Below are 20,097 nucleotides of genomic sequence, written 5' to 3'. Positions count from 1 at the left end.
CGGACAGGGCATTTACTACCGTATTATCTGAAGCACCTGTAGCGAATCGTTACAGGTGCTTTGTGTTTTGCTGAACGACCCTCTGGTGGGTGTAAGGGAGGTTGTGGACGTAACACGAACCATATTGTAACACTGTGACTGTATCAATAAACAAAGTTTGTAATATGTAAGATGTGTAAATATGTATCATGTATACGTGTAATGTGTGTCCTGTAACACACGTTTATTTGTATTCCTGTTTTTGTTATGTGAAACACAATTGTCATATTTACAGACACAACAATTCAGGACGCTTTACTATGCCGCATCAAGGCGAAATACTGCAGGAAGCCATCAAAAACAGCGGAATTTCCATCACGCGTATCGTGGACGGACTCGGTATTACACGCCCTACCATATACCGCAAGTTTAAAGAAGAGACACTGGATTACGCATTCGTAAAGCGAGTGGGTGATATTATCGGACACGACTTTTCCAGCGACTTTACAGTTGTTCAGCAAGTGACATTGCCTTTTGTAACACAACGCGCTGATGTTACACCTTTACAATCTGTAACGAGCAAGCCTGTCTCTGTATCACAACCTGAGCCAGAGTGCTCCAAACAGCTTTTGGCTCTCCAAACCAAGTACATTTCCCTGCTGGAGGCCTATAATGAACTACTGCTGAAAGTGTATGGCCCCAGGTAACAAAAACGTTCCACGTGAAACATTTTTGTCTGTATAACGGTAGCAATTGTTGCCTGAAATGATAAGCAAGACCAGCCGACGGCGGCCAGCCGCAAGGGCCAATCGGGAGGGTTGTAAGAAGGTAAAAGCAGCGGGGCGCAGCAGATTGAATCTGCTGCGCCCCGCTGCTTTTGTGTGCGTCAGATACTGGGGTAGGGAAGGGGCTAGTACCCCAGCTGGCACCGCTCAGTTTCGAGCAGGTGCAGCAGGCTGTCGGCCTGCATGCCAGTTCGGGCATCGTTGAACTGGCGGTGGTAGTCGGCGTTGAATTCGCGCCGCTTGATGGCCTCCACGAAACGCCGGGTATCGTCGGGAGTTTCTAGCAGCAGGCCTGGCACCGGAGTCGGGTTGCCATCGTCGTCTTTGGCCACCATCGTGAAGTAGGAGGTATTGGTATGCTTCACGGTTCCGGTCCGCACGTCTTCGGCAATCACCTTGATGCCGACCAGCAGCGAGGTGCGACCCACGTAGTTCACCGAGGCCAGCAACGACACTAGTTCGCCCACTGCCACCGGCTGCAGGAAGTTCACCCCATCGACGCTCACCGTGACGCAGTAGGTGCCCGCGTGCTTGGAGGCCGCCGCGTAGGCCACCTTGTCCATGAGCGAAAGCAGGATGCCCCCGTGGATCTTGCCGCCGAAGTTGGCGTAGGAAGGAATCATAAGCTCGGTGAGCGTTACCCGGGAATAGGACACGGGCCGGAAGTTGGGGAGAGGGTAGGGAGGCATAGGCACAGCAAGTGGAGGGAGAAACATTCCGGCAGTAGCATTGCCGGACCTGTGCAAGATAAGGGGGCTTGCCAGGTTGGGGCATCATGCGGTATGCCTGCCGCTATACTGGCCCGGCCTAAGGTAGCGGCGGGCATGATGGGCCACAGTGGCAAGGGGCACGGCTCTATCTAAACCAAGTTGCGGAGCAGCTCCGGTCCGGCGGCTTTTTCAGCCGTCGGGCCGGTCTTGGGATGCACGATGTGGCTACAGCTAGCAAGGTGGTCCGTGTACTCCTGCGAAGACCAGCACGACGGCTGAAAGAGCCGCCGGACCGGAGCTCTTGCCAGTGGCCGCCGCATCATTCGCAGCTTGGGTCAGCTAAGCTGGCATGCGAGGTGAGCCAAGCCGCGCACAACGCTGCCGGATGCTATGCCCAATAAAGGTTGGTTCAATCCGCGCGCTCGGAGAGAAGCCTGATATGGCGGAGTTGCGCAGCCGGGACGCGAAGCGCTATAGGAACACCACTTCCTTGATGACTGCCTCGCCTACCTCGTCGTTGATGAGCTGCATCACCCGGGTCTTGGCCATCACCAGCTCATGCTTGAGCGGGGCCGAGGAAAGCCGCACGAAAAGCTTACCGTTGCTCACGTACACCTCCTGGGTTTTCAGCGCCACGGCCTTGCCCATCACTTTCTCCCAACTGCCTACCACTGTCACCTCGTTGAGCTTGCCCTGCAGCCGGTAGGCTTTCAGCAACGACTGAATACTGTCCTTCAGAGACACGATATCGGCACGACGCGAGTTTTCGGATTTGCTTGGTTTTTTCACGTCGGGTCGGTATACTAATGCGCGGAGAATGCCGCTGCGCCTAGAGCGGCGGCTACGCAAAGGTACGGCGCCCACGCTCGGCTTACACGGCGCGCACCGTGCCGGCCTCCACCCGAAACCGGTTGATCTGCTCGGTGATGCTGGCCAGCGCCAGGTCGGTACGGTCGAGGTGGGTGTCGGTGAGAAAGATCTGCCCGAAGGTGTGGTCGGCTACGAGCTGCAGCAGCCGCACAATGCGCTTCTCATCGAGCCGGTCGAAAATGTCGTCGAGCAGGAGCAGGGGCTTCTGTTGGTTGCGCGCCGCCAAGATTTCAAACTGCGCCAGCTTGAGCGCAATAACGTAGGACTTCTGCTGGCCTTGCGAGCCGTAGCTCTTCACCGGCAGCCCATCCATCAGAAACACGAAGTCGTCTTTGTGCGGGCCGGCTGTGGTGCGCTGCAAGGCCAGGTCCTTGCGCTCCTGCACCCGAAGCAGCTTGGCGAAGTCGGTTTCGGGCAGCTGACTCTTATAAGTAAGCAGCACTTCTTCCCGGCTGTCGGCCAGCAGCTGATAGTGGCGCTGGAAGAGCGGCTCGAAGTCCAGCAGAAACTGCTGGCGGGCTGCCACCAGCTGCAAACCCAGCGGCACCAGCTGTTCGTCGAGCACCAGCAGGTAGTCCCGGTCGTAGCCGCCCTGGCGTTCGGCGGCCAGCTTTAGCAGCGAGTTGCGCTGCCGCAGCACATGGTTGTAGGAGATGAGCAGCTCCAGATAGGCGTGGTCGAGCTGCGAGATGAGGCTGTCGAAATACTTGCGGCGCTCCTCGCTGCCCTGCCGGATCAGGTCGGTGTCGTAGGGCGAGATGAGCACGGCGGGGTAGCGGCCGATGTGGTCGGCTATCCGGTCGTAGGGCTGCTTGTTGCGGGCCACCACCTTTTTCTGCCCGGCGCGCAAGCTCACCTGAATAGCTTCCGGACCGGCCGCCTCGGCCGCCTCGTCGGCGGGCTGAAACCGGCCCTTCACCACGAAGAACTCCTCGCCCTGTTTGATGCTCTGGGCATCGACAGAGGTGAAGGCGCTCTTGGTAAGCGAGAGGTAATGGATGGCGTCGAGCAGGTTGGTCTTGCCGCTGCCGTTGTCGCCGATGAAGCAGTTGATGCGCGGCGAGAGGCGCAAATTCGCTTCATCGTAGTTTTTGAAGAACAGCAGCTGCAGGCTTTCCAGTATCATGCTCAGGGGTTCGGAATTGCAATCATTTTACGTACTTTCGCATCCCAAACGCGAACAACTGAAAGCAAGATGGCGGAGACGAAAGTAAAGGCTGCCCCCAAGGCTTCCAACTCGGCGAAGAAAACGTCGACCCAGAAGGCTGTGGCCAAAAGTGACGCGGTTACCAAAACGGTAACTCAGCCGGATCCGGTGTTGCCGCCCGCCAACGGCGCGGCTCCTGCCGTTACGAAGAAAGGCAGCAAATCGGCGAAAGGGGCTGAGCCAGCCAAGCCAAAGTTTTCCAAGGAAACCTACCTGCGCTGGTACGAGCAGATGCAGCTCATGCGCAAGTTTGAAGAAAAGGCCGGCCAGCTCTACGGTCAGCAAAAGATCAAAGGCTTCTGCCACCTCTATATCGGGCAGGAAGCCTGCGCCGCCGGTGCGGCCTCAGCCCTGACCAAAGCCGACAAGTGGATTACCGCTTACCGCGACCATGCGCACCCGCTGGCCCTGGGCACCTCGCCCGACGCCATCATGGCTGAGCTGTACGCCAAGGCCACCGGCTGCTCCAAAGGCAAAGGCGGCTCGATGCACATCTTCGATAAGGAGGTGAACTTCATCGGCGGCCACGGCATCGTGGGCGCGCAGGTGCCCATGGGGGCCGGCATTGCCTTCGCCGAGAAATACAACAAGACAGGCAACGTGTGCATCTGCTACATGGGCGACGGCGCCGTGCGCCAGGGCGCCCTGCACGAAGCCTTCAACATGGCCATGCTCTGGAAGCTGCCCGTCATCTTCGTAGTGGAAAACAACGGCTACGCCATGGGTACTTCGGTGCAGCGGACTTCCAACGTGACGGAGCTCTACCACATCGGCCGCGGCTACGACATGCCGTCGGAGCCGGTGAACGGCATGAGCGTGGAAGACGTGCACGACGCCGTGGCCCGCGCTGCTGAGCGCGCCCGCGCCGGCGAAGGCCCCACGTTCCTGGAGTTCAAAACCTACCGCTATAAAGGCCACTCCATGAGTGACCCGGCCAAGTACCGCACCAAAGACGAGCTGGAAGACTATCGCTCGCGCGACGTCATCGAATCGGTACGCCACACCATTCTCACCAACAACATGGCTACCGAGGACGACCTCACGGCCATTGATGAGAAGATCAAGGCGCAGGTACTGCAGTCGGTGGAATTTGCCGAGACGTCTCCTTATCCTACTGCCGACGAGCTCTACAAAGACGTGTACGTGCAGCAGGACTATCCTTACATTCGCGACTAGTTCTGCCGCGAGCCTCCCCAGGTTCCGGCCCTTGTTTTCCAGTTACTTCTCATGTCGAAGATTCCTTACACGGGTAAAACACCCGGCGCCCGTCAGCCTCAGCAGCCCGTATCGGCCGATCCGCTAGGGCAAGAAACCTATGCCACGGAACACCCGATGCTGGAAGACCCGGATGCGCTGGCCGTACGCCTGGCCGACTCCGAGGATTTCCTGCGCCGCAACAAGAACGTGCTGCTGGGCTTGCTGACGGTCGTGGTGCTGGCCATCGTAGGCGCGTTTGCGTTCTACACCTGGCGCTCGTCGCAGGACACCAAGGCGCAGGCCGTGATGTTCCAGGCCGTGAACTATTGGGAGGCTGACTCGCTGCAGAAGGCCATGAAAGGTGACGGCCAGAACCCCGGCCTAGAAACCGTAGCCAACGAGTATGGCGGCACTAAGGCCGGCAACCTCGCCAACTTCTACGCCGGCGTGGCTGCCCTCAAGCAAGGCCAGTACAAAGCCGCCGCCGACTACCTCGAAGACTTCTCGTCCGACGATCTGCTGGTGCAGGCCCGCGCCTACTCGCTGCTCGGCGACGCCAACCTGGAGATGAACAAACCTCAGGAAGCCGCCGACTTCTACAGCAAGGCCGCCAACCACAACGCCAACGAGCAGTTCACGCCGGTATACCTGCTGAAGGAAGCCACCGCCCGCGAGCTGGCCAAAGACACAGAAGGTGCCCTCAAGGCATATGACCGTATCATCACGGAGTACCCTGCCTCGTTTGAGGTGAACGAGGCCCGCCAGTACAAGGCCCGCGTAGAAGCCCTGAGCGGCAAGTAATATTGCAGTTTGCCGGATTGCACAGATAACAGAGGAAAGGACGGTCCGGTACCGTCCTTTCCTTTTTCATGTTAGCTGCCACACAACTCCGGCCTGCGGGCTGCCAACAAAGGATACGCGCCGTTGTATCCTATCTGAATCCGAGTAATCACTCTTAATCTGCAAAATCTGCGATGGCGACTGCCCTCAAAAACCTGAGCGACTACAACTCCGACCATTTCATCGACATTTCCGACAAACGGTTCGGGCTGGTGGTGGCTGAGTGGAACCGCGAAATCACCGACACGCTGGCGCAGGGCGCCTACGATACGCTTATCAAGCACGGCGCCAAGGAAGAGAACATCTTCCGTAACACCGTGCCCGGCAGCTTCGAGCTGACGCTGGGCGCGCAGCTGCTGGCCCAGCACGAGCAGATTGACGCTGTCATCTGCCTGGGCGTGGTCATCCAGGGCGAAACCAAGCACGACGACTACATCTGCCACGCCGTGGCCAGCGGCATCACCAACGTGGGCCTCAAGTTCAACAAGCCAGTCATCTTCGGCCTGGTGACCACCAACACCCTGGAGCAGGCCTGGGACCGGGCCGGCGGCAAGCACGGCAACAAAGGCGTGGAAGGGGCCGTGGCGGCCATCCATATGCTAAGCTTCTGAGGCCGGGGCCGCGCAACGCCAAAAACCAGGCATACACCAAGTGATTGTCAGACAAAAGCGTAGCTTTGCGCCCGAAAAAGGGGGTAGGGCCCGTTGCGTTCAGGCAGATACCGCCTGCGGTGCAGGCACAGGGATAAACTAATTTCTGCAGCCTGCTGTTAGCGCAAACATCCGGACGGAGGCCCGCCACTTTTATTCGTAGCATTTTCTCTCTCCCATTCTTAGTTTACTTTTTCTGACCCCGACATGAGTGACGAAACCATACGCTATTCCAGAGAGGATTTGGCCGAGTTTGAGCAAATCATTCAGGATAAGCTGACTGCCGCCCGCAAAGAAGTATCCTTCATCAAGGAGACCCTGAGCCGCAAAAACGACTCGGGTACCGACAACACCGCCTCATCGAGCAAGGTGCTGGAAGATGGCGCCGACACGGCCGAGAAGGAGAGCCTCAACCAGCTGGCTTCGCGCCAGATGAAGTTCATCCAGCAGCTCGAGAATGCGCTGGTGCGCATCAAGAACGGCACCTACGGCGTATGCATCGGTACCGGCAAGCTGATTCCGAAAGAGCGGCTGCGCGCCGTACCGCACACCCAACACTCCATTGAAGCCAAAATGGCTCGTCGCGACTAGTTCCGACGGCTTTAGTACCAGCGCCCGGGTTTTCGGCCGGCCTTCCCATTGCGTGGAAGTCAGGCCGTGAGCCCGGGCACTGTTTTCTGGTTGGGTTCGTTGATATCGGGGCCCAACCGGCTATCTTACTGAACCATCTGTTTTCACCTGTACCGTAGCGATACGGCACTCATCCTTGCAACCATGGGCAAGAAGCACAATTCCGGCAATGCAGCCGGCGGCCGCGGCCGCTCCGACCGTCCTTCCAGCAGCGCTGGCGGCTCCGGCTTTTATCAGAAATTCTCCGCTCCGCGTGGCGCGGGCAGTGGCGCGGCCGGCGAAGGCCGCCCGCCCCGCTTTGGCGGCGACCGTGACCGGCCCGCCGGCCGGTCCGGCGACGCACCCCGCGGCGACTTCTCGTCGCGTCCTTCCTTCGGGCGTGGCCCCGCTGACCGCACGGGCGGCAGCGGCTTCGGCGGCCCCAAGAAGTTTGGCAGTGGCGGCGGCAGCTTCGGCGGCCGCAACGAAGGTGGCTTCGGTGGCAACTCCCGCCCCCGCGACACCAACGGCGGCGACAGCCGTTCGTTTGGCAGCCGCCCATCGGGTGGCCGCGACTTCGACCGGGGCGGCTCGCGCCGGGAAGACAGCCGGAGCGGTGGCTTTGGGGCTGCCCGCGGCAACAACAATGACCGTCGCAGCGGCGGCTTCGGCGGCCCACGCGGCGACAACGACGACCGCCGCAGCGGTGGTTTCGGAGGTGGTGGCCGTCGCGACGACGACCGCCGTGGTGGCTTCAACTCGGCCCCGCGCCGCGACAACGACGACCGCCCGGTGCGGCCGTTTGAGCCGCGCAAAACTTGGGACGGCCAGCCCTACCGCCAGGAAGGCCGCCCGGCGGTACCCCGCGGTGCTGCTGGTGAGCGGAACCGCAAGTTTGTGAAAGCTGATCCCAACCAGCCAGATGCCCCCACGGGCTACACGCCGCGCCCGGCCAGCTTCGAGCAGACCCCACGCCCCGAGGATGCCAACGACCAGGGCCCGGACCGCGCTATCCGGCCGGCCCGCCCGTTTGACTTCCGCAGCCGCCCCGAGGGCCTCGACGCCGAGCGCCCCGCCAGCCCCCGCCCCGAGCGTGGCGCCGATTTCGGCGACCGGCCGCGTGGTGCGTTCAACGACCGCCGCGAGTCGGGCTTCAAGCCCCGCAGCACCGGCGAGCGTCCGGCCTTCGGCAACCGCAGCTTCAACGACCGTTCGGAAGGTGGCTTCGGTAACCGCAACAGCGCCGACCGCCGCGAGCCAAGCCGTGGTGCCTCGGATGCTGACCGCGACGCCCGCCCGTATGGCACGCGTCCGGAGCGTCCGGCCCCCAAGCGTTTCGGCCATGACGCCTCCACGCCCAACCGCGCCGACAAGTTGAAGCGCGGCGAGGTGGCCGGCCAGGCTCCCGACTACAAAAACCTCAAGCACTACGAGGACGACAAAAGCCGCGGCAACAAGCGCCGCCGCGAAGAGGAAGACGTGAAAGGCGACGAGCTGCGCCTGAACCGCTACATCGCCAACGCGGGCGTGTGCTCGCGCCGTGAAGCCGACTCGCTGATTGCGGCCGGCGAAATCAAGGTGAACGGCGAAGTGGTGACGGAAATGGGCTACAAAGTGCAGCCGACCGACACCGTGCAGTACGGCAAAACCAACCTCAACCGCGAGAAGCTGGTGTATGTGCTGCTCAACAAGCCCAAAGACACCATCACGACCACCGAAGACCCCGAAGGCCGCCGCACGGTGATGGATCTGGTGAAGGAGTCGTCAAAGGAACGCATCTTCCCGGTGGGCCGCCTCGACCGCAACACTACGGGTCTGCTGCTATTCACCAACGACGGCGAAGTGGCCCAGAAACTCTCGCACCCTTCGCACCGCAACAAGAAGATCTACCAGGCCGAGCTCGACAAGCCGCTCACCGAGGAGCATCTGGGCATGATTGCGGCCGGCATCGAGCTGGAAGATGGCAAGGCCGAAGTGGACGATGTGGCCGTAGTGGCCGGCAACCCGCACTTTGTGGGCATCGAAATCCACATCGGGCGGAACCGGATTGTACGCCGCATCTTCGAGCACCTTGGCTACGACGTGGTGTCGCTGGACCGGGTGCAGTACGCGGGCCTCACCAAAAAGGACCTGCCGCGCGGCAAGTGGCGCTTCCTCAATGAGAAGGAAGTGATTCGCCTGAAGTATTTCATGTAATACGCAACCGCCGACCGGCGGTGTGGCTCTTAGTGGCGGAATGATGCGCGAACGGTAGGAGAGAAGGAGGTTGTTTTGCCGGTGTTAGCTGCCCGGCCCGACGGCCTGCCTGGCTCCTGCGGTGCGCATCATCCCGCCACTTTTTTGTTGTTCACCTTTCACGCTTACCTGACTTGCGCACGTTTGCCCTTGATATTGGGAATACGGCTGTGAAATACGGCTGCTTCGACGGGCCCGTGCTGCTGGAAACGGCCACCGGCCAGACGGCGGCACAGGTGATGGCCGCTGTGGAACGACTGCAGCCGCAGCACGCCATCGTAGCCTCAGTGGCGGAGCCTACCGCCGACTGGGCGGCTACACTGCGCCGGCGGTTGCCGGGCACGGTGCTGGAGTTCAGCCCCGCTGCCACGCCGCTGCCGCTGCGCAACGCCTACGCCACCCCGCACACGCTGGGCGCCGACCGGCTGGCGGCGGCGGTAGGGGCGGCCTGGCTGCGACCCAATCAGCACACGCTGATTGTGGATGCCGGCACGGCCATCAAGTGCGACTTGGTGGAAGGCGGGCACACGTTTCGGGGGGGCAGTATTGCGCCGGGCCTGCACATGCGTTTTCGGGCGCTGCATACGTTTACGGGTCGCCTGCCGCTGGTAGAAATTCCCCCTGACGGCGCGGCCCCGCTGCCCCTCACCGGCGACGATACCACTTCGGCCATCCGAAGTGGGGTACTCAATGGGGCTGTGGCCGAAGTGAACGGCTTCATTGCCAGCTACCAGGCGCAGTATCCGGGGCTCAGCGTGGTGCTGGCCGGCGGCGACGCGGCTTTTTTCCAACCCCGGCTGAAAGGCCCTATCTTTGGCATTCCGGAGCTCGTGCTGATTGGGCTCCACCGTATATTGGCATACAATGTTGAACTCTAAATACGCCGGGCTGCTGGGCCTAACGCTGCTGAGCCTTGGGGCTGCCACACGCGGCCAGGGCCAGGGCCTGGGCAATTCTCCTTATTCCCGCCTCGGGCTGGGCGACACGTACTTCAACTCGGGTGGTGTCCGGCAGATGGGGATGGGCGGTGTCGGAATTTCGGCCCCCAACGGCACCCAGGTAAACGAGCTGAACCCGGCGCTACTCTACTACATGAACCGCACAACGTGGGAGTTCACGGCCGTAGGGCAGTACAAAACCATTGAGAACAACCAAACGTCGCAGAAGACGGGCACCGGCAAGCTGAATTATCTGGCGCTGGCCGTTCCGCTTTCCAGCCGCTGGGGAGCAGCCATCGGCCTCAAGCCCTTCAGCTCCGTCGATTTCGAATCGGTGGAAGCCCAACGGGTCAACAACGACCCGACGCTGGCGCAGGTAGTGCGGCAGTTCCGCGGTGAAGGCGAGCTGTCGGAAGCCTACCTGGCCCAGGGCGTGCGCGTGGCCAAAGGCCTGTCGGTGGGCGTGGTGGCTTCCTACGTGTTTGGTAGCATTGATGTGAGCACCGGCACGCAGGTGGTGCCCGATGTGGTGACCGACAACGACGCGCTGGAACGAACCATCCTGCTCGACCACATCCACTACTCCGACTTCAAGTTCCGGGGCGGGGCGCACTACCGCAGCAAGCTCAACAGCACCATCAACTACAACCTGGGCGCGGTATACAGCTTTCAGACACAGCTGAACGGCGAGCGGAGCCTCACGCTGGACCGCCAGGCCTTTGCCGGCAACCAGGTGGAGAGCCTCGTGCTGGAAAGCGGCGAGGGTTCGGCCAACCTGCCGGCGCTGGCTCAGTTCGGGGCTAGCCTCGACAACAACAAAAACTGGTCGGTGAGTGTGGATGCCGCCAACCAGCAATGGTCGAAGTTTCGGGCGTTCAATGAACGCGGCGGCACGGTGGGCGTGCCCCTGAACAACACGTGGCGCGCGGGCCTGGGCGGCGAGTTTGCCCCCGACCCAACTTCCGTCGACAAATACTTCCGGCGCGTAACCTACCGGGCCGGCGTATCGGTGGCCGAAATGCCCTACCGCCCCGGCGGGCAGGTGCTCTACGACCGGGCCGTGAGCTGGGGCTTCTCGTTCCCGGTGTCGGCCTCGCCGCTTGATGCCACCACGCTCAACATGGGCTTCACTTACGGCCGCCGCGGCAACACCGATGTGCAACAACTAAGCAGTGGTGCCACCGAGCGCAACATTCAGGAAACCTACATCCGGGCCCAGCTGGGCATCTCGCTCAACAACCGCTGGTTTATCAAGCGTCGCATTGAATAAGCTGCTCATGGCTGCGTACTCGTTCAGATCTTTCGGCCGGTATGGGCTGGTGGCGCTTCTGGCCGCCGGCCTGCTGGTGGCTGGCTGCCAGAAAAAGGACCCGGAGGCCAGCAAAAAGGAGGTGGAATACAAAGGCCCACTGCTGGAGACCACCAACGTGCTGACGCTCTATAGCGACTCGGCCAAGCTGCAAATCAAGTACACGGCCCCGCTGGAGCAGCAGTTCGAAAGCGGCGACAAGCTCTACCCTAAGGGTATCGACGTGACCTTCTACACCGAGGGCGGCGCCAAGGTGCTCAACACGTTGCGCGGCAACTACGGCCGCTACGACAAGGCCAAAAACCTGTATTTCATTCGCGGCGACGTGCGCGTAAGCAACGTGGAAAAGCAGCAGTCGATGAAAACGGAGGAGATGTTCTTTGATCAGAACAAGCAACTGATCTACAATGACACCACCCAGCTCGTGCGCATCCAGACGCCCACCGAGGTGCTGACCGGCTACGGCCTCACGGCCAACCAGGACTTCTCGCGCTACACCATTCTCAAGCCGGAGGGCGTGTTCACCATCGACCAGGCTGCCACGCAGCCGGCCCCTTAACTTTCTTGCATGAAACGCTTTTGGAGTCCCGGCCTCGGGCGCACCATTCTGTTTTCGCTGGCCGTGGTATCGTTTGTCATCGGTGCGTACCAGACCGTGTTGCAGAACGATAAGAATGCCATAACCGACAACTATTGGCTGTTCATGATTTCCTTTGTGTGCACGATGCTGCACCGGTTCACGCGGCCCAAACCCGAAGAGGCACCCAAAAATCCGGCGGCGTCGTTGCCGCCCGCCAAGCCCATACCCCGCAACAAGCGGCGCGGCTAGCCCCAAATAGCCGCCGCCTGAAACAGCCTGTTGTCCTGCCCTTGCGCCGGATGGCAGGCTGTTTTGGCATGATAGCCTAGCCTTCACTAACTCACCGGATTACCCAATCGGCCCGTTGCCTTTGATTCTCCCGCGGATTCTGGTTATTTTGCACCTCTTTCCGCTTTTTCAACCTGCGCTTTTTCACAAGTAAATGGCATTAATTAACACGATTCGAGAAAAATCAGGCTGGGCCGTGGGCACTGTCGCCATCGGCATGCTCTTCTTCATCGTGGGCAGCGACCTTGTCGGGGGTAAAAACCGGCTTTTCAACCGCAACGAAAACGTGGTGGGCGAAGTAGCCGGCGAAAAAGTGGAGCTGGCCGATTTCAACAACACCCTGGAGCAGGCCAAGCAGAGCTTCGTGCAGCAGCAGGGCCGCCAGCCCGACGAGCAGACGATGGGCTACCTGCGTGACCAGGCCTGGAACCAGACCATCTACCGCATTGCCTTCCAGAAGGAGTTCGACAAGCTCGGCCTGTCCGTTTCCGACGACGAGCTGACCGACATGGTGCAGGGCAAGAACATCCACCCCAGCATCCGCCAGGCCTTCACCGACCAGCAGACCGGCCAGTTCGACCGCGCCAAGATCATCCAGTACCTGCAGGGCCTCGACAAGCTGCCGCCCGACGCGCAGGCTGCCTGGCGCAACTTCGAAGCCAACCTCGGCCCGGAGCGCGTAGGCCAGAAGTACAACAACCTGCTCAAGCTGAGCACCTACGTTACGTCGGCCGAAGCTAAGCGCTTCGACGAAGACCAGAACACCCGCGCTTCCATGCGCTACCTGTTCGTGCCTTACTTCTCCATCTCCGATTCGGCGGTGAAAGTAACCGACGACCAGCTGCAGGCCTACCTCGACAAGAACAAGGGCCGCTACAAAGTGGAAGACGGCCGCACCATCGAGTACGTGAGCGTTCCGGTGACGGCTTCCGTAGAAGACAGCACCGCCGCCCGCCAGGCCGTTGATCAGCTGGCTACGCAGTTTGCCTCGGCTCCGAATGACTCGCTGTTCGTGAAGCTCAACTCCGACCAGCCGTACAGCGCCGCCTACGTGTCGCCGGCTGATATGCCCGAGAAGCTGCGTCAGCAGCTGCCCCTCACGGTGGGCAAGGTGTACGGTCCGTTCTCGGAGAACGGCACCACCAGCCTTTTCAAAGTGACGGGAGCCAAAGCCGGCGCGCAGGCCGCCGCCCGCGCCAGCCACATCCTCATCAAGCCCGAAGGCACCACGCCGGAGGCCGATGCGGCAGCCAAAGTGAAAGCCACCGACATCCTCAACAAAATCAAAGGTGGCGCTGACTTCGCGGCTCTGGCCCGCCAGTTCGGCACCGACGGCACCACCGCCACCGGCGGCGACCTGGGCTGGTTCCAGCAGGGCCGCATGGTACCGGAGTTCGAGAAAGCCGTGTTCGGCGCTACCTCGGCCGGCTTGCTGCCCAGCCTCGTGAAAACGTCGTTCGGCTACCACATCGTAAAAATCACGGCGCCCAAAACCAGCCAGACCTACCAGGTGGCCGCGGTGCAGAAGCGCATCACGCCTTCGGAAGCTACCAACGAAGCCGCCTACGCCAAGGCCCAGGCCCTGAAAGGCGAGATGACCGACCTGGAGTCGTTCCGCAAGGCGGTAGCCAAAGACAAAACCCTGCAGAAGCAGGAAGCCAAAGGCCTCGGCCGCGGCGAGCGGGCCGTAAACAACCTGCAGAACGCCCGCGAGATTGTGCGCTGGGCCTACGGCACGGCCGGTAAGGAAACCGCCATCGGCGACGTATCGGAGGTGTTCGACATGGGCGACCAGTACGTTATTGCCGTCCTGACCGGCGAGCGGAGCAAAGGCACCGCCGACGTGGCCAGCCTGAAGCCCGAGCTGCAGGCCGCCGTGCGCAACGAGGAGAAAGCCAAGCAAATCATGGCCAAGCTGCAGGGCAAGACCGGCACGCTCGAGCAGATTGCTGCCACCTACGGCGCACAGGCCCAGGTGAAAACGGCCGACAACGTAGTGCTGGGCACCGGCACCATACCGGGGCTGGGCGCCGAGCCGCTGGCCGTGGGCAAGGTGTTCGGCCTGAAAGCCGGGCAGAAGTCGGCCCCCATCCAGGGTGAGCAGGGCGTGCTGATTGTGGAGCCGGTGAGCGTGCAGAAGCCCGCCGCCGCCGCCGCCGATGTGGCCGCCATCAAGAAGCAGCTGCAGGCCCAGCGCCAGGGCCGCGCCGACGGCCTCATCTACGAAGCCGTGAAAGCCAACGCCAACATCAAAGACGAGCGCAACAAGTTCTTCTAAGCCTTGCCGCTCCGCCACAGGAAAGCCGCTTCTTCGGGAGCGGCTTTTTTTATGAATTTACGGGCTGCAATCGTGTAAACATAGAACGTCATGCTGAGCTTGTCGAAGCATCTTTACCGCTTCGTTGCAGTGCAGGGATTTAGCCAGAGGTAGAGATGCTTCGACAAGCTCAGCATGACAAACGGCTTGACGCATTGCCCAGCTAATCCACTATTTTCCTGCGTACCTTGAAATGAATCCGACCCGGCAGCCGTTGCTGCTGAATAGCCCTGTTTGTATGCGTCGTTTCCGTTTTGCTTTGTTTCTGATGCTGCTCTCGGCGCCGGCGGTGGCCCAGCAGGAGAGTGGCAATATCTCGCTGGCCAAAGAGTACACCCGCAAGGGCGAGCACGAAAAGGCGGCGTTTCTGTACGCCAGGCTGCCCACCGATGCCCAAACGGCTTCCAACGTGCTGCCCGACTACCTGGAAACCCTGCAGCAGCTCAAGCGCTACAAAGACGCCGAGAAGCTGGTGAAACGAGCCCAGAAGGCGCACCCCGAGGAGCCCTACGGCGTGACGCTGGGCGCCGTGTACGCCGCCGCCGGCGACCCGGCCGCCGCCATCAAGCAGTACGAGCGGGTGTTGAGCCAGCTCACGGCTCAGCAGGTGCTGCCCGTGGCGGCCGAGTTTCAGCGCCGCCAGCTGCCGGAGTGGGCCGAGAAAACCTACTTGCGCGGCCGGGCGCTGGCCAAAACCGACACCGAATACGGCCCGCAGCTCATCCAGCTCTACACCCAAAGCGGCAACTCCGAGCGCCTGATGGCCGAAACCCTGCGCCTCGTGCAGGACGACGAACGCCAATTGCCGTTCGTGCGCAACATGCTGCAGAACTCGCTGCAGGATGATAAAGGCTTCGAGGCGCTGGAACGGGAGCTGCTGAGCAGCGTGCAGAAATACCCCGAGCGCACCGTGTACAGCGAGCTGCTGCTGTGGCTGCAGGTGCAGCGTCGCGACTTCACGGGCGCGCTGGTGCAGGCCAAGGCCCTGGACCGCCGGGGCCGCACCGAGGGCAGCCGCGTGATGGAGCTGGCCGCCATTGCCCAGCAGAACAAAGACTACGAAAGCGCCATCGGCGGGTACGAGTACGTGCTGCGCGAGTACCGCAGCGGCCCGTTCTACGCCATGGCCCGGCAGCGGCTGGTGCAGACCCGCGAAGCCCAGGTGCGCGACACGTACCCGATTGAAACCGCCAAAATCCGCAGCCTGATAGGGGAGTACCAGCAGGTGCTCACGGAGCTGGGCCGCACACCCCAGACGGCCCCGGTGCTGCGCAGCATGGCCGTGCTGCACGCCTTCCAGCTCGACGAAAAGCCCGAAGGAATCAAGCTGCTGCAGGAGGTGATTGACATGCCCCGCGCCAGCCTCGACGTGGTAGACCAGGCCAAGATTGACCTGGCCGATATCTACCTGCTGCGGGCCGAGCCCTGGGAAGCCACGCTGCTGTATTCGCAGGTGGAGAAGTCGCACAAAGATTCTCCGCTGGGCTACGAGGCCAAGCTCCGCAATGCCCGCCTGAGCTATTTCGCCGGCGACTTCAAGCTGGCCAAAAGCCACCTGGATATCCTGAAGGAGGCCACCACCCGCGAAATTGCCAACGACGCCATGCAGCTCTCGCTGCTCATCACCGACAACACCGCCCAGGACACCGCCGGCGTAGCCCTGCGCGACTACGCGGCCGTAGAGCAGCTGGTGTTCCAGAACAAGCTGCCCGAGGCCCTGCGCGGCCTCGATGCGCTGCTGCAGAAGTACCCCGGCCACGCCCTGCAGGACGAAGCCTGGCTGCTGAAAGCCCAGTTGCAGCGCCGCACCGGCGACTACAAAGGCGCCGTGGGCACGTTGGAGAAAATCACGGCCAACCCCAAGTACGACGTGCTCAGCGACGATGCGCTGTTTCTGCTGGCCACCATTCAGGAAGACAATCTGCAGGACAAGGAAGCCGCCAAAACCCTCTACAACCAGCTGCTGGTGAAATACCCCGGCAGCATCTACGTGGCCGAGGCCCGCAAGCACTTCCGCAAACTCCGCGGCGACAGTTTGTAGTGCAGGAATTGCAGAACGTCATGCTGAGCTTGCCGAAGCATCTCTACCGCTTCGTTCGCACAGATTCAACGAAGCAGTAGAGATGCTTCGGCAAGCTCAGCATGATAGTCACTATTTAACGTAAGCACGCGAGATGCTTCGCTCCGCTCTGCATGACGTTCAGCGACTACCTGAAAAACAAAAACATCAGACCCAGGGCCACGATGAAAATCAAGTACATGAGCCCATCGGAGAGGACGTACTGGCCGTATTTTCGGAAGAACTCGCGGAAGCTGGACATGGCTTAAAGGTACGACAACGGGGTGGCAGGGCGCGGTTTTCTTTGTACTTTTGAAGATAACGCCTACCCGAGCCGCCCTATTTGTTATGGAAAAACGATGGATTCGCAAGCCAGCCCCCGACGCTGAAAAAGTCCGGCACCTGGCCGACGCCCTGCGCGTCAAGGAAGCCATTGTAGCGCTGCTCTGCCAGCGCGAAATCAGCTCTTTCGAAGAAGCCCGCGCCTACTTCCGGCCCGACCTGAGCACCCTGCCCGACCCGCTGCTGATGCGCGACATGGACCGCGCCGTGGCTCGCCTGCGCGAAGCCCTGCACGCCGGCCAGAAGGTGCTCGTGTTCGGCGACTACGACGTGGACGGCACCACTTCCGTGGCGCTGGTGTACAGCTTCCTGCTGCCGTATTTCGGCCCGGAGCGCATCGACTACTACATTCCGGACCGCTACAAGGAAGGCTACGGCGTGTCGGAGGCCGGCATCGACTTTGCGGCCGCCAACGACTACGCGCTGATTATTGCGCTGGACTGCGGCGTGAAATCGGTGGATAAGGTGGCCTACGCCAACGACCGGGGCGTGGACTTCATCATCTGCGACCACCACTTGCCGGGCACCGAGCTGCCGGCCGCCGTAGCCGTGCTCGACCCTAAGCGTGCCGACTGTCCTTACCCGTTCAAGGAGCTGAGCGGCTGCGGCGTGGGCTTCAAGCTGATGCAGGCCTTCGCTGAAGACCAGGGCCTCGACGAAGCCCCGCTCTACGACCTGCTCGACCTGGTAGCCGTGAGCATTGCGGCGGATATTGTGCCGATTGTGGGCGAAAACCGCACGCTGGCCTACCACGGCCTGCGCCTGCTCAACGACCCCCAGCGCCCCCAGCGCGCCGGCCTCGATGCGCTGCGCGAGCTGGCCGGCCTGCAAACCGCGGAGCTGAACATCAGCAGCCTGGTGTTTGGCTTCGCGCCCCGCATCAACGCCGCCGGCCGCATGGGCGACGCCAAACGCTCGGTGGCCATGCTGCTGGCCGGCAGCAAGCAGGAGGCCTTCGACAAGGCCGCCGTAGTCGACAAAACCAACCAGGAGCGCCGCGGCTTCGATACCAGCATCACCAAGGAGGCCCTGGACATGATTGAGGCCGACGCGCTGTTTCAGGACGCGCACACCACGGTGCTGTTCAAGCAGGACTGGCACAAGGGCGTGGTGGGCATCGTAGCCTCACGCTGCCTCGACAAGTACTACCGGCCCACCATCATCCTCACCGAAAGCAACGGCAAAGCCACCGGCTCGGCGCGCTCGGTGGCAGGCTTTGACGTGCACCAGGCCATTGAGGAGTGCGCCGATTTGCTCGACCAATACGGCGGCCATATGTACGCGGCCGGCCTCACGCTGCCCGTGGAAAACGTGCCCGCGTTCCGTGAGAAGTTCGAGCGGATAGTGGCGGGCCGCATCCGGCCGGAGCAGATGATTCCGCCCGTGGACATTGATGCCGAGCTGCCGCTGCACGAGGTGACGCGCAATTTCCACAAGCTGCTGTGCCAGATGGAGCCTTTCGGGCCCGGTAACAGCAACCCCACCTTCATGGCCCGCAACGTGTACGCCGCCCCCGATTCGGCGCGGGTGGTGGGCAACTCGCACCTCAAGCTGGCCCTCACCCAAGACGGCCACCACGTGGTGGACGCCATCGGGTTTGGCCTGGCCGAGCACCTGCCCCAGATTCAGCAGGGCCAGCCGTTTAGCGTGTGCTACACGGTGGAAATCAACGAATACCGCGGCGTAAAAACCCTGCAGCTCCGCGTGAAGGACATCCGCTGGGAGTAACGCGAAAATGCGCTGGGAGTAACGCGAAGCTCCGCTTCGCGACGAGCGCAGCGAGTATCCGACATTGGAGCTGGTAGCGCAGTACCGTATACTCGCTGCGCCCGTCGCGAAGCGGAGCTTCGTTACTTCCGCACCCACCACACCCAGGCTATCAGCCCGGTCTGTAGGGGCAGGCGAAGCCACAGCGCCCACTGCGGCACTGCCAGGCCCGCGCCGTGGCTTTGCAGCATGTACACGTTGGCCGGAAACACGGCTATCAGCAGCAAAACCAGACCCCCGGCGGCCCAGCGGCGGGTGGCAGGCAGCAGCAGCCCCAGGCCGCCGGCAATTTCGGCCACGCCGCTCAGGTACACCAGCAGCAGCGGCGCCGGCAAATACGGCGGCACGATGCGTACGAACGGGCCAGACGCCACAAAGTGAGTAATGCCAGCCCCCACGAACAGAAAGGCCAGCAGAAAGCGGCTGAAGCGGCGAAAACCAGGCATGGCAGGTGAAAGAGTTGCCCACAAGATACGCGCCGGAGTAGGTGGCGGCCGAAAGGCCCGGCAATACGCATTCGTCGGGGCCGGTTTTGCGTTGTAGGGCCGGGCGGCGTCAGGCCGCGCCGCTTCGTTACCTTTGCCGCACGATGATTCTCAGAGCTGAACACCTGGTTAAGAAGTACAAGGCCCGCACGGTCGTAAACGACATGTCGCTGCACGTGGAGCAGGGCGAAATTGTGGGGCTGCTGGGCCCGAACGGCGCCGGCAAAACCACCTCGTTCTACATGACCGTGGGCATGGTGAAGCCCGACGGCGGGCGCGTGTTTCTGGACGATCAGGAAATCACGAAGATGCCCATCTACCAGCGCGCCCGCCTCGGCATCGGCTACCTGGCCCAGGAGGCCAGCGTATTCCGCGACCTGAGCGTAGAGGAAAACATCCTGGCCGTGCTGCAAATGACCAAGATGCCCAAGCAGGAGCAGCTCGACAAGGTGGAATCCTTGCTCAACGAGTTCAGCTTGACGCACGTGCGCAAAAACCTGGGCAAGGTGCTGAGCGGTGGCGAGCGGCGGCGCACCGAAATAGCCCGCGCCCTGGCCGTCGACCCCAAGTTTGTGCTGCTCGATGAGCCGTTCGCCGGCGTCGACCCGATTGCCACCGAGGAGATTCAAAGCATCGTGGCCAAGCTCAAGCACAAAAACATCGGCATCCTCATCACCGACCACGATGTCAATTCCACGCTCAGCATCGTGGACCGGGCGTATCTGCTGTTCGAGGGCAAGCTGCTGAAAGCCGGCACCGCCGAAGAGCTGGCCGCCGACGAAACCGTGCGCCGCGTGTACCTGGGCAAGAATTTCGAGCTGAAGCGCAAGCTGTAAGCGCCGCATAGAAGGAGCTTACATAGCTTGCCAGCGTATGGAGGCTGCTGATCTGCGCCGGAGAATTCAGGCGAAGCAGATTGGCAGTAGCCCG

18 protein-coding genes are annotated in these 20,097 nt (G+C 61.6%); 14 read left to right on the top strand and 4 right to left on the bottom strand.

All coding sequences use genetic code 11. The annotated features are described in order from the left end of the window. Positions 1-299 precede the first annotated feature (299 nt). Positions 300-686, top strand: a complete 387-nt coding sequence (locus N008_RS08005; RefSeq protein WP_044015135.1) for a hypothetical protein — start codon at positions 300-302, stop codon at positions 684-686. A gap of 203 nt (positions 687-889) precedes the next feature. Here the strand turns inward: N008_RS08005 and N008_RS08000 are convergent, their stop codons facing one another. The 3 genes from N008_RS08000 to recF all read right to left on the bottom strand — a co-directional run bounded on the left by N008_RS08000 (position 890) and on the right by recF (position 3,470). Beyond that, positions 890-1,453, bottom strand: coding sequence for an acyl-CoA thioesterase (locus tag N008_RS08000; RefSeq protein ID WP_044015133.1), 564 nt, complete (start codon positions 1,451-1,453; stop codon positions 890-892). A 492-nt stretch (positions 1,454-1,945) separates the two neighbouring features. Beyond that, a complete protein-coding gene (locus N008_RS07995; RefSeq protein WP_044015131.1) occupies positions 1,946-2,263 on the bottom strand; it encodes a DUF721 domain-containing protein in 318 nt (105 codons plus the stop codon). 82 nt (positions 2,264-2,345) lie between these two features. Further along, positions 2,346-3,470: a DNA replication/repair protein RecF gene (gene recF, locus N008_RS07990; protein WP_044015130.1), complete on the bottom strand. Its 1,125-nt coding sequence runs from the start codon at positions 3,468-3,470 to the stop codon at positions 2,346-2,348. 69 nt (positions 3,471-3,539) lie between these two features. On the opposite strand from recF, the gene pdhA reads away from it, so the two are divergent. From pdhA to recJ, 12 genes are all read left to right on the top strand, one after another. Beyond that, positions 3,540-4,727, top strand: coding sequence for a pyruvate dehydrogenase (acetyl-transferring) E1 component subunit alpha (gene pdhA, locus N008_RS07985; RefSeq protein WP_081910672.1), 1,188 nt, complete (start codon positions 3,540-3,542; stop codon positions 4,725-4,727). 51 nt (positions 4,728-4,778) lie between these two features. Continuing rightward, positions 4,779-5,549 carry a tetratricopeptide repeat protein gene (locus N008_RS07980; protein WP_081910671.1) on the top strand — a complete coding sequence of 257 codons (771 nt, stop codon included), beginning with the start codon at positions 4,779-4,781 and terminating at the stop codon, positions 5,547-5,549. 173 nt (positions 5,550-5,722) lie between these two features. After that, positions 5,723-6,199 (top strand): 6,7-dimethyl-8-ribityllumazine synthase, encoded by a 477-nt coding sequence (gene ribH / locus N008_RS07975; RefSeq protein WP_044015128.1) that lies wholly within the window; start codon positions 5,723-5,725, stop codon positions 6,197-6,199. A 246-nt stretch (positions 6,200-6,445) separates the two neighbouring features. Continuing rightward, positions 6,446-6,829 (top strand): TraR/DksA family transcriptional regulator, encoded by a 384-nt coding sequence (locus tag N008_RS07970; RefSeq protein WP_044015125.1) that lies wholly within the window; start codon positions 6,446-6,448, stop codon positions 6,827-6,829. A 183-nt stretch (positions 6,830-7,012) separates the two neighbouring features. After that, positions 7,013-9,043, top strand: coding sequence for a pseudouridine synthase (locus N008_RS23525; RefSeq protein ID WP_052381316.1), 2,031 nt, complete (start codon positions 7,013-7,015; stop codon positions 9,041-9,043). Positions 9,044-9,216: 173 nt separating this feature from the next. Continuing rightward, positions 9,217-9,960: a type III pantothenate kinase gene (locus tag N008_RS07960; protein ID WP_044015124.1), complete on the top strand. Its 744-nt coding sequence runs from the start codon at positions 9,217-9,219 to the stop codon at positions 9,958-9,960. Continuing rightward, a complete protein-coding gene (locus N008_RS07955; protein WP_044015122.1) occupies positions 9,947-11,290 on the top strand; it encodes an OmpP1/FadL family transporter in 1,344 nt (447 codons plus the stop codon). The genes N008_RS07960 and N008_RS07955 overlap by 14 nt, the downstream gene beginning before the upstream one ends. A gap of 7 nt (positions 11,291-11,297) precedes the next feature. Further along, positions 11,298-11,888, top strand: a complete 591-nt coding sequence (gene lptC / locus N008_RS07950; RefSeq protein ID WP_052381849.1) for an LPS export ABC transporter periplasmic protein LptC — start codon at positions 11,298-11,300, stop codon at positions 11,886-11,888. A gap of 9 nt (positions 11,889-11,897) precedes the next feature. Continuing rightward, positions 11,898-12,158 carry a hypothetical protein gene (locus tag N008_RS07945; RefSeq protein ID WP_044015120.1) on the top strand — a complete coding sequence of 87 codons (261 nt, stop codon included), beginning with the start codon at positions 11,898-11,900 and terminating at the stop codon, positions 12,156-12,158. A 193-nt stretch (positions 12,159-12,351) separates the two neighbouring features. Continuing rightward, positions 12,352-14,475 (top strand): peptidylprolyl isomerase, encoded by a 2,124-nt coding sequence (locus N008_RS07940; protein WP_044015118.1) that lies wholly within the window; start codon positions 12,352-12,354, stop codon positions 14,473-14,475. Positions 14,476-14,752: 277 nt separating this feature from the next. After that, complete coding sequence (locus tag N008_RS07935; protein WP_044015115.1) at positions 14,753-16,555, top strand: tetratricopeptide repeat protein; 1,803 nt, start codon at positions 14,753-14,755, stop codon at positions 16,553-16,555. 366 nt (positions 16,556-16,921) lie between these two features. Next, positions 16,922-18,643 (top strand): single-stranded-DNA-specific exonuclease RecJ, encoded by a 1,722-nt coding sequence (gene recJ / locus N008_RS07930; protein WP_044015113.1) that lies wholly within the window; start codon positions 16,922-16,924, stop codon positions 18,641-18,643. A gap of 122 nt (positions 18,644-18,765) precedes the next feature. Here recJ and N008_RS07925 read toward each other — a convergent pair whose 3' ends face one another. Then, a complete protein-coding gene (locus tag N008_RS07925) occupies positions 18,766-19,128 on the bottom strand; it encodes a DoxX family protein (RefSeq protein WP_044015111.1) in 363 nt (120 codons plus the stop codon). A 143-nt stretch (positions 19,129-19,271) separates the two neighbouring features. Here N008_RS07925 and lptB point away from each other — a divergent pair, with 143 nt between their 5' ends. Then, positions 19,272-20,003, top strand: coding sequence for an LPS export ABC transporter ATP-binding protein (gene lptB, locus N008_RS07920; RefSeq protein ID WP_044015109.1), 732 nt, complete (start codon positions 19,272-19,274; stop codon positions 20,001-20,003). Positions 20,004-20,097: the final 94 nt, after the last annotated feature.

The sequence above is a fragment of the Hymenobacter sp. APR13 genome (assembly GCF_000737515.1).
GTDB lineage: Bacteria > Bacteroidota > Bacteroidia > Cytophagales > Hymenobacteraceae > Hymenobacter.
This window is presented reverse-complemented; position numbering and strand designations above follow the sequence as displayed.